Raw genomic sequence first — 14,023 nt, 5'->3', positions numbered from 1 at the left:
TTATGTCTTTTTTTGCGGAAATCGAAACGCTGCTATATGCCGTGTCGCGTGTTTTTTTGGCCCCGGTGATGTTGTTGATCGCTTTGGCCTTGGGTTATGCCCTGTTCATGCTGGGAGCATTTGCCGTCGAGGCCTGGCAGCGGCGGAGGTCTTCTCATCCTCGGGCATTGTTTGTGTTTGCCGATAGGGCAACATATGGGAACGGAAACAGGCTAACCAGCGACGACATTGAGCTGTGGATCATGAGGCAATTGGAATGGCTGCGCATTGTGTCACGCTCTGCGCCGATGCTGGGTCTGATTGCGACCATGATTCCCATGGGACCGGCATTGCTGGCGCTGGGCAATAACGACGGCGCCGCCGTGGGCCGCAATATGGTTGCTGCGTTTTCCGCTGTTATCTTGGCGCTGTTGGCAGCGAGTATCTGTTTCTTTATCTTGACGATACGCCGGCGTTGGTTATTACAGGATCTGCGCGACCTCGAGCGTCAGCGTCAAGACAAGGGAGGATTGTGATGCGCTTCCTCGATGACGACGAAGCCAATGATCCCATGCTGTCAGTCGTCAATCTGATTGACTTATTCCTGGTGATCATTGGTGTCTTGATGGTGGTGATTGCCGAGAACCCTTTGAGCCCGTTTTCACAAGATAAAGTTGTCGTGGTCGAGAATCCTGGCGAATCGGATATGCGTATCACGATCAAAGAGGGCCAGGAGTTGACGCGATATGAATCAAGTGGCGAGGTCGGACAAGGGCAGGGCGCCCGGGCGGGCGTGACGTACCGTTTAGATGACGGACGCATGATCTATGTGCCGGAGCGCTGACTTGCTGACGAGACGATGATCCGGTTGGGATGGGCTTGGCGTGTGCTTTAGGGAAAATTTCGAGTTCGGTACACCTGCATGCCGTCCTTTGGCATGCTCGATCAGCGCATCGATAAAAACCCGGACTCGGGCGGGCGGCGTGCGGCCCGAATACATGGCATATAGCGTGATCGGAGCAAGCCGCCACGTGGGCAGAACCGGTATCAATGATTCGTCGATCTTTGTCGAAAGCGGCAAGGCCACGATGCCGGCGCCTTCGCATGCGAGACGGTGTGCCAGGTTCATGTCACTGAGGCCGAGACGGCTTTGCGGTTCGACCACGAGCGGCTGTCCCGAGCTGCGAAAGGTCCAGCTGACGAGCTCTTTGCATAGGTCGGCATAAACGCAATCATGCAGCGTCAGTTCACCGGGATGTTTAGGCATGCCACGCTTTTTGAGATAGTCTTCGGAAGCATAGAGACCGAATTCGATCTGAGCGATACTGCGCGCGACTAGATCGCTGTTGAGCTGTGTACCCCAACGCAACGCGACGTCAAAATCGCGATGCTGTTCCCACTGCGGGCCGTGGTGATAGTCATAGCGAAACTGCAGTTCAGGCCAGGCGCGCGCAAACTGCGGAATGAAAACAGGCAGTTCAATGGCGTCCAGCATGTCCGGTAGCAGTACCTTGAGGGTGCCGCGTGGCTGTGCACCATGGTCCAGCAATAGGTCTTGCGCGTCCTGCGCCTGCTCAATGAGTTGATGGCAGTGTTCGTAATAAAGCTTCCCTGCTTCTGTCAGCAGGATGCGCCTGGTCGTGCGCGACAGGAGCTGTACGCCAAGACGTTCCTCCAGCATGCTCAGGCGGCGTGACACGGTCGATGCGGGCATCCCCGTCTGCTCCGCGGTGCGGGAGATGCTGCGTTGTTTCGCGACTTGTACGAAAACCGCAATGTCGTTGAAGTTAAAGTCGAAACCTGATCCGGTTCGTTCCATGACATTAGCCCTTTTTGAGGTCGATGACGGGGATACGCAATGCAATTGCGCGGCAGCATTGATGTCAGCAACGATCAAGGACCAGTAGCCCAGTTGCCGATGTGTGTCACTGTAGAGCGCTGCCGCTGTCAGAGCGGTGACATCAAACTGACGATTCGCGGTCAGAAAGCTGACAGAGATGTCAAGAAAATTGATGTCGAGTTGATTCCCGATGCGGCGGGCATGCCAGGCCGGCTCTACGATGCGCTCAGGTCAAGGAGGACCTTGGGCTATTCTGACAAAACTGTCAGTCACCGGTCAGTAGGGTGACTGAGATTGTCTTGTAGACTCGCCTGCCTCGGGCAGTTTGGCTCTCGGATTGCTCAATTTTCTACGGGATAGACGCAAGTGTTTCTGTTGGCGGCGGGTCTGATCGGTTTTTACGTGGCGTGGCGTTATGTATGGCAACTGAAGCTGGGCCTCACGGTAAAGGCCGTTCTGTCAGTGGCTGTGTTGATCGTGGCAGAGCATCAATGGCTGGTCAGCCGGGTCGCCGGAACCATGGCGTCACCGGAAAGCCCGCGTTGGCTCATCATCGGCTTTGGTGTCGCTTATGGTGCGCTGATCCTGTTGGCATGCTTCCTGCTGATCAGGGATGTGCTGGGCGGGCTGCTATATCTGGTTTCCCGGCCTGTCGGAAGGCGGTTGTTGGCTGGGCACAAGTTGCCCCATGCCATGGCGGTGTCGGCTCTGGCGCTAGGCGCTTGGGGAACATCGCAGGCCGTACGCGTGCCTGACATACGCAAGATGGAGTTGCCTGTTGCAGGGCTGGCAGCGGAGTTCGATGGCTATCGCATTGTGCATCTGACTGATTTGCACGTTAGCCGTCTTCTGGATCGCCCCTGGGTGGATGCCGTGGTGAACCAGGCGAATGCGCTGAATCCCGATTTGATACTGATTTCCGGGGATCTGGTGGATGGCACGCCATCGACGCGCGCAAACGATATCCCTCCTTTGGGAAGGTTGGCCGCCAAGGACGGGGTCTACGCCGTCGCGGGCAATCATGAGTATTACGCCGCCTATTCGCAGTGGATAGAGGCCTTTCGCGGGCTGGGTATCACCGTGCTGGAGAATGAGCACACCGTGATTCGCGAGGGTGCAGCTGAGCTGGTCATCGCGGGCGTACCTGATCAGGTTGGATCCCGTTATGGCCAGATCGGCCCTGACGTGGCCAAAGCATTGGCCGGCAGGCCGCAAGGCGTACCTGTCATTCTGATGGATCACCGTCCTGGCAATGCCAGAAATAATCGCGGGCAAGGGGTGGACCTGCAACTGTCGGGCCACACCCATGGCGGACATATTCGTGGGTTCGATTTGCTCGTGGCGCGCTTTAATGCCGGGTTCGTTTCGGGTCTCTACGATGTCGATGGCATGTCGTTGTATGTGAGCAATGGCGCTGGCCTGTGGCCCGGCTTTCCACAACGTATCGGGCGCCCCTCGGAGATCACGGAAATTACGTTGCGGCGGCCGTCGTAGCGGGTAGTGGAGCAGTGTCAGTGCGCTGCCGGCTCGGCAATACCCGGGACACCTCTTCGAATATCCTGCGAGAAATTCGCGATGTCCTTGTTGGCTAGCGCGCGCTGCGTGTAGTGGCCGGCGCGTCGATAGGCCTCGATGCTATCGGCCCCCGATAGCGCATCCAGTTCGTACATGTATTCGGGTAGGTAACCGGATAACAATAGCCGGCGATCAAGGGGCAGGCCAGGTACGATCTGCTTGGCCAGCTGATAAATGATGGTGGTGCAGTTGGCCGTGACGGTATTGTAGAAACGGGGGTGGTCGCGTAACTGGTTGGCCGTGTCCAGGTACGACAGGAACAGCGCCCGGGCGGCATCCGGGGGCATTTGTATTCGATACAGGTAGCCTTCCTCGCCGCGTACGTTGGTGCGTACGCGCAGGCTGTCCTGTTCGGTAGAGGCGAGCACCGCGAGTTCGTATTGACGGAAGAACCCTCCGATTTCGGAGAACTTATCGCCTAACTTGCGACGGATCTCGACAGAAAAAATCACGTATTGCCCATCGGAGAACCCGAACGACACCATGGTGTGGGCAATGGCCGGGCGGCCCCAATATGACAACGCCATGTCGACGGACTGCAGCTTGCTCAGGTCATAGGTGCGCGTTTCCCAGCGCGGATCGTAGTCGGTCCTGGAACGCCATTCGAAATTACGCACATTGTGCACTGTGACCAGATTGCCGTTGACGGATCCGTAAGTCTGTTCGGCTACCTCCGGCATCCATTGCCGGGTATTCGATGGACGTACGCCCAACCACCACCAGGCCTGCATCACAATCCATGCGGCTGCGAACAGGGCGAGAGGGAGATAGGTTCCCCGTATTACTCCGATGGCCGCAGCGATCGCCAACACAATCCATGCCGCCACAAAAATAATACGCAGAGGAGCCTGAAACCAAAGCGCAAGCGCTCCCCAGAGTGCTACGGCCAATACCGCAAGCACAATCACAGTGTGTAAGAGCATGGCTTTTGTTTTCCGTTTCACGGCAGGATTTTCGTGTGGGGCACCGAGCTGTCAGCGGACGCCGAAGTGGTCATCTATGCTTACGAGGGCTCTCGCGAGGTTGGTGTTTCGGTATGGTGCGAGGCAGCTTCGCGGTCTTGGGCACGCCAGCCGGCTCGCATGGCGGCGATTTTTCGAATTGCCGACTGCGAGACTTTCCACCATCCAAACGGACGAGGATCGGCCAGCATGCTCACTGCACGGGCGTAGTCCAGCATCAGGCCTGGCGTCCAGGCCATTGTCACCGCGCGCTTGCGGATCTGGGCTGCTACCCAGAGTTCCGGCGTGATCAGCAGGCGCAGCAATACAGCCCATCCGGCGTTCGGACCATGCAAGTGCCCTACGGCTCCGTCCACGGCAGCCTCCAGCGCTCTAGCGACGGAAGTCGAGCAATTACGGTATGTCAGGTTATAGGTGGTGTTTTGCCGATACTCGTCCCAGAATGCTTGCAGCTTTGCGGGATCGTAGTTGCGTATGCGGACTTGAACGGTGGAGGGGCACCAGGCTTTGGACTCGGTGGCATAGTCCGGTTGGAACGTGCCCGGAACGTTGTTGGCATCTGTGGCGCGTAGCAGATTGCCGAACTGTTCGGGGGAATGATCGATTTCCTGAGCCGGATAGAGACTGACGTATACGCCTTCGGGAGATTCCAGCGCCGCGTGGCCGGTGGACACCACGCCATTGACGTCGACGGCGGCGATATAGCGATTTACCAAAAGGTAGTTCCGGGTTTCCGATTTCGCGGATCCTGAGGGAGTCCAAATGTGCACCGTCAGGGCATGGTCGGAATCTGCTGGCGGGCCGTCGTAGGTAGTGGGCCTGGCATTGGCGACCTTGGTCGGCATGAAATCGGGGCGGGCATTTGTCGCCAGGGCTGGATTGGATTTCAAGCTGCGGACTCGGCGAGCCAGGGCCACCAGTTTCAAACCGGCAAAGATCAGGAACAGCGCGATGCAGTACGGGACGGTGCCGACATAATGCGTAGGATAGGGTTGGAAAAAGAATATCGCGAGCAGGATCTCGGCAATGCCCGATGCGAGCACATAACGCCACCGGCGATATCGCACGACGTAGGCGGAGATGCTCTGCATCAGCCCGTCGGCCAGGAACAGCAGGCCGAAAATCATCGACAGGACAAAATGGCCGTGATGATGGCCAGCCAATACCAAGATACCCGCTAATAATACGAAAATGCCCTTGGCGTAGCGCAAGACGCGTTGGCCGCCCACGCCGGATTGCGCAATGAGCAAAGTGGAGACGCCATCGATGATGAACAATATGGCAAAGAGCTCCAGCGGGAAGTAGGCGACACCATCCGTGGCATCGATCAGCACGACCACTCCCACCAATACCAATAGATAACCGGTGATGACAAGGGCTCTTGCGCGTTTGTGCAGGTAGTCCAAACCCAACAGCAATAGAACCAGCTTACCCATGGCTTTCAGCGTCCTAGTGTGAAAACATGGGGGAAATCTTACATGCTAATGGGCAGGTGTCATAGGCGAGGACGGGCGAGCGTGTCGTGGTGCGGAGACATTCCTCCCTCGCCCGTATGATCAGCGCCGTTTACGCCTTATGAGCTCGATAGCTTGCCTTGCACGCGTTGCGCGACATCAGCCGGCACCCATTTTGTCCAGATATCCGGGTAGGTTTTCAAGAAATAGAGAGAGGCTTCTTCGAGTTCCAGACCCTCGTTTTCCATGTGTCCCAATGTGGCCGTCAGTTTTTCTTCTGGTACGTTGACCTTGGCGAGAAAGGCGGTCAGTTGCGGCGCGCGCTGCGCAAACTGGCTATTGACCGCTGTCACGACGGGATACTCGGCCAGGCCCGTGGGTTGAGGGTTTTCGCATTTCGGGTCGGTGATGCATGCCAACGCTTTCTCGTCTACAGGCGGCATTTTCAGTTTGACCAGATCCAGCGAGCCGATGAGCGAGGTGGGTGTCCAATAATAGAACACGATGTCTTTCTTGCGCTTATAGGCCGAAGTGATCGCGGCGCGCTGCGCGGCAGCGTTGCCGGGTGAGTACACCAGGTACTCGTCTTGCAGATTGAAGGCCTTCAGCAGATTGGCATTGATGGTGCCGCAGGTCCAACCTGCTGCGCAGCCGTAGATGCGTCCTTTACCGGGGTCCTCATTGTCGATGAAGGCCTCGTGCAGGCCTTTGAGATCCGTGGCACTGCGTAATCGCGGAAACTTGTCGGCGGTATAGCGAGGCACATACCAGCCATCGGTGCCGGTAAAGACGGTGCCGACGGCTTTGATTTTGCCTGCTGCGATGGCTTCGTCCCAGGGTTCTTGCATCTGGGTGATCCAGATTTCGCTATTGATATCGACATCACCGCGTTGCAGCGCGGCAAACATGGGCAGGGTGTCGCCCTGTTCGACTTGGGTCTGGCAGCCATAGCCGTGTTCAACAATGTAGCGCTCGACGTTGACCAATATCTGATTCGATTCCCAATTCATCCCGCCGAATTTCATCGGTCTGTCGAGTTCGCAGGTGGGAGATTGTGCATGAGCATTGACGCTCATTACCGTCCCGATCGCGACGCTGACAGCGGCCAAAATGGGTTTGATACGTAGATATTGAGTCATTAATCGATGTTCCCTGTCTTCCGTGGCAAAGGGGGCGATGGTAGCAGATGCCGATTTTTCGCTCGCATCTCATGCGGAACGCGGACAACAGGAGACAGCAAATACAAGCGCTATTTCACATATTTTCGCAGCAGCTTCGTCATCGTTTCGAGTCGCGTTGCGAGCATCGCGTGCAGGTCCCGTACTGCGGGAGAAAATTGCCTGCGATGCGGGCAAATCAGGCTCAGCGGCGCGGCCTCGCCAGGTTGATCGGGAACCAGGATCTTGAGTCGGCCGGCTGTGACGTCGTTGCAGACATCGAGCCACGATTTGTAGGCAATACCATGTCCTTCAACGGCCCAGCGCCGTGCGATATCGCCATCGTCGCAAAGCAAGTCTCCCTTGACGGTGATCTGCCGCCGCACGCCAGCCGCGGGGAATATCCATCTGTCATAGGCCTTGCTGTTTAAAAAGTAGGTCAGGCACTGGTGTTGCATCACATCGTCCAGTGTCGTTGGACGGCCATGGCGAGCGATATACGAGGGAGAGGCGACCAGCACGCGTCGATTGTTACTGGCTAAGGGCAAGGCGACATAACTGGCGTTGTCGGGTTGCCCATAGCGGATGGCAATGTCGATGGGGTCGCGAAAAATGTCTGCTACGTGATCGGACAGGAATAGCTTGAGGACCAGTTTGGGATGGGCTTGTCGAAACTCGGTGATCCACGGCAGCAGTACATTTCGCCCCAGGTCCGAGGGCAATGCCAGGCGCAGCGTGCCTTGTAACGTCTGGCGCTCCCCGTGCAGCCGTTCATGCCCTTCGCGTAACATCGACAGAGCCTCTACCGCGTAAGGCAGGTACTTGGCGCCTTCGTCGGTGAGTTTCAGGCTGCGTGTCGAGCGGGCGAACAAACGTATTTCCAGTTCGTCCTCCAGGCGCTGGATCGCGGTGCTGACCTGGTTGGGTGTGAGAGAGGCTTCGCGCGCGGCATTGGAAAAGCTGCCTAGTGCGGCCGATCTCACAAATAGCTCGAGATCATCGATTTTGATCATTTTCTTGAAAATATTAAAAGTCCTGTCGGATTTTCCTACTTTTTCGGGAAATGAAAATGATGGAATATCTCTTCATGCGCTGACGGCGGTGTCCCCGCCGCCGGCTTGATTTGAATTCTGATCCGGAACAATCATCATGAAAGCTATTGTGTATACCCAGCACGGTTTGCCGGCCAGCGATCCGAAATCCCTGTTCGAAACGGATCTGCCTCAGCCCACACCGGGCCCTCGTGATTTGCTGGTCAAGATCCGGGCGATTGCGGTCAACCCGGTCGATACCAAGGTACGTGCCGGCGCGCCGACCGATCAGCCGCGTATTCTGGGCTGGGATGCAGTGGGCGTGGTCGACGCCATCGGGAGCGAGGTGTCTTTGTTTCAGCCGGGTGACGAAGTCTATTACGCGGGCTCTATCGCACGGCCTGGGTCGTATGCCGAATATGGCTTGGTTGACGAGCGTATCGCTGCCAAGAAGCCTCGCACTCTCGCGGACGACGCTGCGGCAGCACTGCCGCTGACCTCGTTGACGGCTTGGGAGCTATTGTTCGACCGGCTGGGTGTCGAAGAAGGCGGCGGTGACGGCGATGCGTTATTGATCGTGGGCGCAGCAGGCGGCGTTGGCTCGATACTGACGCAGCTCGCTGCGAAGTTGACCAGATTGCGGGTTATCGGCACCGCGTCGAGGCCAGAGACAGCCCAATGGATCCGTGATCTGGGTGCACATGATGTAATTGATCATACGCAGCCGTTGTTAGACGGATTGCGAGCCATAGGCGTACCCCAAGTACGCTACGTGGCGAGTCTGACGCACACGGGCAGCCATTATCCGCAATTGATCGAAGCCTTGGCGCCGCAGGGCAAGCTGGGCGTGATCGACGACCCAGAGACGCTGGATGTCATGCCTCTCAAACGCAAGGCCATTTCTTTTCACTGGGAACTGATGTTCACGCGCGCTTTGTTCGAAACGCCGGACATGGTGCGTCAACATGAAATCCTGACCAACGTGGCGAGGCTGGTCGATGAAGGCACATTGCGCACCACGCTCGGGGAGCATCTGGGTCAGATCAATGCAGAGAATCTGCGCCGGGCCCACACGTTGATCGAGAGCGGCCGCTCTCGCGGAAAGATCGTGCTGGAAGGCTTCTGAACGATCGGCGTAATAGGGGGCGATGAGACTACGTCCGGAGGCTGCGCGATGAGTGCGTGCCGCAATGTCACACGGCACGCACTCATCGCGCCCGGTTCAATCGGCTTGGATGCCGGCCGCTTTGATGACTTTGCCCCATTTATCCAGGTCCGACTGGATCAGGTTGGCGTAGTCTTGCGGCGTGCCGCCTTGGACCTCGATGCCTGCGGCTTCGAGCTTGGTGCGTACGTCAGGCATTTTGAGCGCGTCGTTGATGGCGGTGTTGAGCTTGTCGACGATGGCTTTGGGTGTGCCGGCAGGAGCGAGAAAACCGCCGTTGGTGTTGGCGTTATAGCCTTTGAAGCCTTGTTCGTCGGCGGTCGGTACGTCCGGCAGGGCCTTGCTGCGTTGTAGCGTCGAGATGCCTACGGCGCGGACTTTGCCGGATTTCACTTGTTCCTGAATGGCACTTAGCGTATCGATGTATAGCGCGGTGCGGCCGGCCAGCAAATCGGGATGTGCGGCAGACGAGCCCTTGTAGGGCACGAGCAGCATGGGCGCCCCGCTCGCCATTTTGAACATTTCCGCGGCCATTTCCTGCGCGCTGCCACGGCCGGAGGTCGCGACCTTGGCTTCGTCGGGATTGGCTTTCATCCATGCTACGAGCTCAGGCAAGGTCTTGGCGGGCAGCTTGGGATAGATGGCGAAGACCAGCGGAATGACGTGAGAGTACACAATGGGCTCGAAGCTCTTTTGCGGATCCCAGCCCAAGTCTTTGAACAGGAATTTGTTGATATTGTGGCTGCCGCCTACGATGCCGATGGTGTAGCCATCGGGCTTGGAGTTTGCCAGCAGTTCCGTGCCCAGGTTGTTCGATGCGCCGGGGCGGTTGTCCACGACGACAGGCTGTCCCAGCGATGCAGTGAGCTTTTCGCCGACGACGCGAGCGATCAGATCGATGCCGCCTCCGGGAGGCGCGGGAACGATGATTTTGATGGGATGGTTGGGATATGCTGCCTGCGCGGAAACGAGGCTGGGTGCGATGGCCAAACCGGCTGAGATTGCCAGCGCTTTGAACATGTTGGTGAACTGCATGGTGTCTCCTCGGGTTGTTGCTCAACTCTGATGAAGCACGTGGGGATATGCAGCGTCCCACGTGCGGAATGCGCCTTAGCCGCGGCCGACGTAAGGCATGTTGCTGGCCATGACGGTCAGGGTCAGGATATTGGCGTCCAGCGGCAGGGCGGCGACATGACGGACCGCATTGGCCACGTGAGTGGCGTCCATCATGGGCTCGGGCGCGGTGGTGCCATTGGCTTGCAGCACGCCGCGCGTCATCCGCTCGGACAACTCGGTCAGTGCATTGCCGATATCGATCTGGCTCGCGACGATGTTGTAGGCTCGGCCATCCAGCGCCAGGGCTTTGGTCAGGCCGGTCACGGCGTGTTTGCTGGCGGTGTAGGGGGCGGTGAACGGACGCGGTGTATGTGCCGAGATCGAACCGTTGTTGATGATGCGTCCGCCCTGAGGCGATTGGCGGCGCATCAATCCAAAAGCAGCGCGGGCGCAGAGAAACACGCCAGTGACGTTGGTGTTGATGCAGCTGAACCATTTTTCCAAAGGCAGCTCGTCCATCGGCACGGCGGGTGCATTGACGCCGGCATTGTTGAACACCATGTCCAGACGGCCGTAGGTTTTTTCGATGGTGTCGAATAGTGCCTGCACGCTGTCTGGATCCGTGACGTCGGCGGGAACGGCCAGAGCTGTTTGTCCCTTCGCGGCGGCTTCGTTGACGAGGGTTTGCAGCGGTTCCGGCCGGCGGCCAGTGACGACGACGGTCCAGCCGTCCTCCAGCAAGCCCAGGGCCGTGACGCGGCCAATACCGCTGCCTGCGCCAGTGACCAGAGCGATTCTTTTAGAGGTGCTGGTGTTCAAGGGGATTGCTCCTGAGTCCGGGGGTATTGAGCGAAATAAAAGAAATCACGAATTGGGGTGGGTATGAACCCAACAGATTGAGACAGGTAGGCTATGAGCGACGGGACGGCAACGCTCAAGTCGTCAAGCTCATCGCCGGACGTTCGCCGGCGAGCGCCTGCGCCACACTGGCGAGCACCATGTCGGCCATGGCGCGACGCGTTTCCCACGTCGCGCTGGCGCGGTGCGCCTGCAATGTCGCACGATCGGATTGACGCAAGGTCAGGGGAACGCGCGGCTCGTCCACGAACACATCCAGGCCGACTCCCGCTATTCGACCGGCGGCCAGCGCTGCGGTCAGATCGGCTTCGTTGACGAGGCGTCCGCGGGCCACGTTGACGAGAAAGCCTTGCGGGCCGAGAGCGTCCAGAACCGGCGCGTTGACTATGCCTTCGGCTTTATCGGCTGCTGCGCAGAGCACGAGCGCGTCTACCTCGCGTGCGAGGTCAACGAGGTTCGGCACAAATTGATGAGCGACGTCATCCATGGGGCGCAGGTCGGTATAAGAGATAGGGCAGCCAAAGGCCGCCACGCGCGCAGCGACCGCGCGTCCCACCCGGCCCATGCCTACGATCCCGACGCGCATGCCGCTGAATCGGCGGGCGAGCGGGATAGCACTGGGTTGAGGATGTTGTTCCCACTGTCCATCGCGCACGAATCGGTCTACGGCGCACAGATTGCGGCATGCGGCGATCAGCAGGCCGATTGCGAGGTCTGCGACATCTTCGGTCAGTGCGCCCAGCGTGGCGGTGACGGCCAGGCCTCGGCTGCGACAGTAAGCCAGATCGACCGCATCTGTGCCCACGCCATTGATCGCCACGACCTTGAGGTCAGGCAACTGCTCGAGCATCTCGCGGGAAATTCCGGTGTGGCCCCCTGTGATCACGGCCTGAATCGCCGATCCGTGTTGTTGCAACCATGCCTTTTGATCCGCGATCTCGAAGTACCTGTGCATCTCGTATAACGAGTCCAGTTGTTCGTTGATTTCAGGGATCAGGATTGGGTTCAGTTGCAGGACCTGCGGCTTCATATGGATTTTCTTCAAAAGGAGGGACCCGGGTTCGCGCGGGATAACCGAGGGATATATGCATCGTATTTAATGATTGATTAATAAGGCAATATTGATATATAAAATCAATATATATATATTCGTTTCAAAGTGGATCATGGGTTCCTGGATTTCGATGGGCGAGGCGTGCAATCTGCTCGGGGTGCGCCCGCAGACTATCTATGCCTACGTCAGCCGCGGCAAGATTGAGGTCATGACTGACCCGGGGGATACGCGGCGCAGCTTGTATCGCGCTGAGGACGTCGCCGCATTGGTCAAGCGCAAGCAGGCGGGGCGTAAACACGAGACGCTGGCGACGAATACCTTGTTTGGAGCAGAGCCCAGTATTCCGACGTCGATATCGACGTTTTTGCGTCAACGCCTGTATTACCGGGGCAAGGACGCGATCGATCTGGCGCGCTCGGCGACGCTGGAAGAGACTGCCAAGTTGTTATGGGATGCGGCGCAGTCCATCGATTTTTCGTCTTCGCGCCGTGTTCCCGCGGGGAAACCTGGGCGGACGGCGGCCTTTGGCCTGCTGGCCAATCTGGCTGCGTCAGGGCATTCGACTCACGGGCGCCTGATTCATATTCTGCAAAACGAAGGACAGCAGCTGGTTGGGCTCTTGGCCAATGCGTTTGGTGCAAAGCCTGGCGGCGATCCGATCCATCTGCGTTTTGCGCAGGCGTGGGGTCAACCGGCTCATGTAGCGGACCTGCTGCGAACGGCGATGGTGTTGATCGCAGATCACGAGTTGACGAGTTCGGCATTCTCGACCCGCATTGCCGCCTCGGCTGGTGCGTCGCTGCCTGCGTGTCTGCTGGCCGGGTTAATGACGCTGTCAGGGCCATTGCATGGCGATGCTTCAGGACGTGTGCAGGCCCTGTTCAATGAAGTGGAGAGGGTCGGCGAAGACAATGTCATCGCCCACTATCTATCTACGGGATTGCCTTTGGCGGGATTCGGGCATCATCTCTATCCCGACGGCGATCCGCGTGCAACGGCGTTGCTGGCCGCATTCGAACCGCCGGAACAGACCGCTCGATTCATTGAAAAGGTGACTGCGCTCACGGGATTGCATCCCAACATCGACGCGGCATTGGCAGTGTTGGTGTCGCATCATCGTCTGCCTGCGGATGCTGCTTTTGGCTTGTATGCCACTTCGCGCAGCGTGGGGCTGTTGGCGCACTGCATGGAACAATTGAGCGTGGCGCAAGTGATCCGCCCGCGTGGGCGATATGTGGGGCCGGGGCCTGATGCGGCGTAGTCATGCATCATTCGGGTGGCTAAGTAGTTTGATGTGAATGGCGTTGGTTTATGGCCGGGGGTATGAGTTCTATTGGACGTCGAGGCGGGGCAGTGACCGTGTTGGCGCTTCACGGAGTCGGTCGGCCGCCTGCGCGGCCGACACCGCTTCGTCAACCTCGTCGCTGCGCTCCTTCGGTTTCCCTCGCGCGACTCCGAGGCGCGCCAACACGGTCACTGCCCCGCCTCGACTCGCAGCATCTCTGATTCCCTCATCGCTGGCACGGCTGGTCTTCGTAGGCTTCGTAGGAACTGGCGTTTGCAAGGAGGAAGATCTTGCAGGGCTGCTATTCATGGCCGCCTACGGGCGCGGCCATGAATAGCGTTCGGGAGTGGCATGCGAAGGCTTTGGCATCGGGGATGAACAGAAGATCTCTCGAGCTACGATTTCGTTATACCCAGAGATGAGCTACGCATCATCGTCGCATGCATCAACGCTAGCCAAGCAGATCTTCCAACTTGGCACCACGCCACCCCGCCGCATGCCCGGACCGATCGCTATTCGCGCGTGTGCAGGGCACGCGCGAATAGCAGCCCTGCAAGATCTTCCTCTTTGCCAACACGGTCACAGAAAAACGCCAAGCAAGACGACC

General features: G+C 58.3%; 14 protein-coding genes. 6 read left to right on the top strand and 8 right to left on the bottom strand.

The window, feature by feature from the left end; genetic code table 11:
* Window positions 1-2: 2 nt before the first annotated feature.
* Both CAL20_RS02245 and CAL20_RS02240 read left to right on the top strand, forming a co-directional pair.
* A complete protein-coding gene (locus tag CAL20_RS02245; RefSeq protein ID WP_094837084.1) occupies window positions 3-515 on the top strand; it encodes a MotA/TolQ/ExbB proton channel family protein in 513 nt (170 codons plus the stop codon).
* Entirely contained in the window at window positions 515-823 is a 309-nt protein-coding gene (locus CAL20_RS02240; RefSeq protein WP_094822688.1) for a DUF2149 domain-containing protein, read from the top strand. The genes CAL20_RS02245 and CAL20_RS02240 overlap by 1 nt, the downstream gene beginning before the upstream one ends.
* Here CAL20_RS02240 and CAL20_RS02235 read toward each other — a convergent pair.
* Window positions 785-1,798, bottom strand: a complete 1,014-nt coding sequence (locus CAL20_RS02235; protein ID WP_094837083.1) for a LysR family transcriptional regulator — start codon at window positions 1,796-1,798, stop codon at window positions 785-787. The two genes, CAL20_RS02240 and CAL20_RS02235, sit on opposite strands and share 39 nt — an antisense overlap.
* Before the next feature lie 39 nt (window positions 1,799-1,837).
* Between CAL20_RS02235 and CAL20_RS02230 the strand changes: the two genes are divergently transcribed.
* Window positions 1,838-2,107, top strand: coding sequence for a hypothetical protein (locus tag CAL20_RS02230; RefSeq protein ID WP_094837082.1), 270 nt, complete (start codon window positions 1,838-1,840; stop codon window positions 2,105-2,107).
* Between the two features lie 78 nt (window positions 2,108-2,185).
* Complete coding sequence (locus CAL20_RS02225) at window positions 2,186-3,313, top strand: metallophosphoesterase (RefSeq protein ID WP_094837081.1); 1,128 nt, start codon at window positions 2,186-2,188, stop codon at window positions 3,311-3,313.
* 17 nt (window positions 3,314-3,330) lie between these two features.
* Here the strand turns inward: CAL20_RS02225 and CAL20_RS02220 are convergent, their stop codons facing one another.
* From CAL20_RS02220 to CAL20_RS02205, 4 genes are all read right to left on the bottom strand, one after another.
* Window positions 3,331-4,317: an Lnb N-terminal periplasmic domain-containing protein gene (locus CAL20_RS02220; RefSeq protein ID WP_094837080.1), complete on the bottom strand. Its 987-nt coding sequence runs from the start codon at window positions 4,315-4,317 to the stop codon at window positions 3,331-3,333.
* An 80-nt stretch (window positions 4,318-4,397) separates the two neighbouring features.
* Complete coding sequence (locus tag CAL20_RS02215; protein WP_094837079.1) at window positions 4,398-5,792, bottom strand: HdeD family acid-resistance protein; 1,395 nt, start codon at window positions 5,790-5,792, stop codon at window positions 4,398-4,400.
* A gap of 137 nt (window positions 5,793-5,929) precedes the next feature.
* Entirely contained in the window at window positions 5,930-6,949 is a 1,020-nt protein-coding gene (locus CAL20_RS02210) for an ABC transporter substrate-binding protein (RefSeq protein ID WP_094837078.1), read from the bottom strand.
* A gap of 110 nt (window positions 6,950-7,059) precedes the next feature.
* On the bottom strand, window positions 7,060-7,980 hold the full coding sequence (locus tag CAL20_RS02205; protein ID WP_094837077.1) for a LysR family transcriptional regulator: 921 nt from the start codon (window positions 7,978-7,980) through the stop codon (window positions 7,060-7,062).
* Window positions 7,981-8,116: 136 nt separating this feature from the next.
* On the opposite strand from CAL20_RS02205, the gene CAL20_RS02200 reads away from it, so the two are divergent.
* Window positions 8,117-9,124, top strand: coding sequence for a zinc-binding alcohol dehydrogenase family protein (locus CAL20_RS02200; protein WP_094837076.1), 1,008 nt, complete (start codon window positions 8,117-8,119; stop codon window positions 9,122-9,124).
* Between the two features lie 96 nt (window positions 9,125-9,220).
* Here the strand turns inward: CAL20_RS02200 and CAL20_RS02195 are convergent, their stop codons facing one another.
* The 3 genes from CAL20_RS02195 to CAL20_RS02185 all read right to left on the bottom strand — a co-directional run bounded on the left by CAL20_RS02195 (window position 9,221) and on the right by CAL20_RS02185 (window position 12,107).
* Window positions 9,221-10,198, bottom strand: coding sequence for a Bug family tripartite tricarboxylate transporter substrate binding protein (locus tag CAL20_RS02195; RefSeq protein WP_094837075.1), 978 nt, complete (start codon window positions 10,196-10,198; stop codon window positions 9,221-9,223).
* Between the two features lie 75 nt (window positions 10,199-10,273).
* Window positions 10,274-11,038 (bottom strand): SDR family oxidoreductase, encoded by a 765-nt coding sequence (locus CAL20_RS02190; RefSeq protein WP_094837074.1) that lies wholly within the window; start codon window positions 11,036-11,038, stop codon window positions 10,274-10,276.
* Between the two features lie 115 nt (window positions 11,039-11,153).
* Window positions 11,154-12,107: a 2-hydroxyacid dehydrogenase gene (locus tag CAL20_RS02185; RefSeq protein WP_094837073.1), complete on the bottom strand. Its 954-nt coding sequence runs from the start codon at window positions 12,105-12,107 to the stop codon at window positions 11,154-11,156.
* Between the two features lie 136 nt (window positions 12,108-12,243).
* On the opposite strand from CAL20_RS02185, the gene CAL20_RS02180 reads away from it, so the two are divergent.
* Complete coding sequence (locus CAL20_RS02180; protein WP_094837072.1) at window positions 12,244-13,392, top strand: citrate/2-methylcitrate synthase; 1,149 nt, start codon at window positions 12,244-12,246, stop codon at window positions 13,390-13,392.
* Window positions 13,393-14,023: the final 631 nt, after the last annotated feature.

The sequence above is a fragment of the Bordetella genomosp. 4 genome, from assembly GCF_002261185.1.
Classification (GTDB): Bacteria; Pseudomonadota; Gammaproteobacteria; order Burkholderiales; family Burkholderiaceae_B; genus Bordetella_A.
The sequence above is the reverse complement of the archived record's forward strand: the minus strand, read 5'-3'. Positions and strand labels throughout refer to the sequence as shown.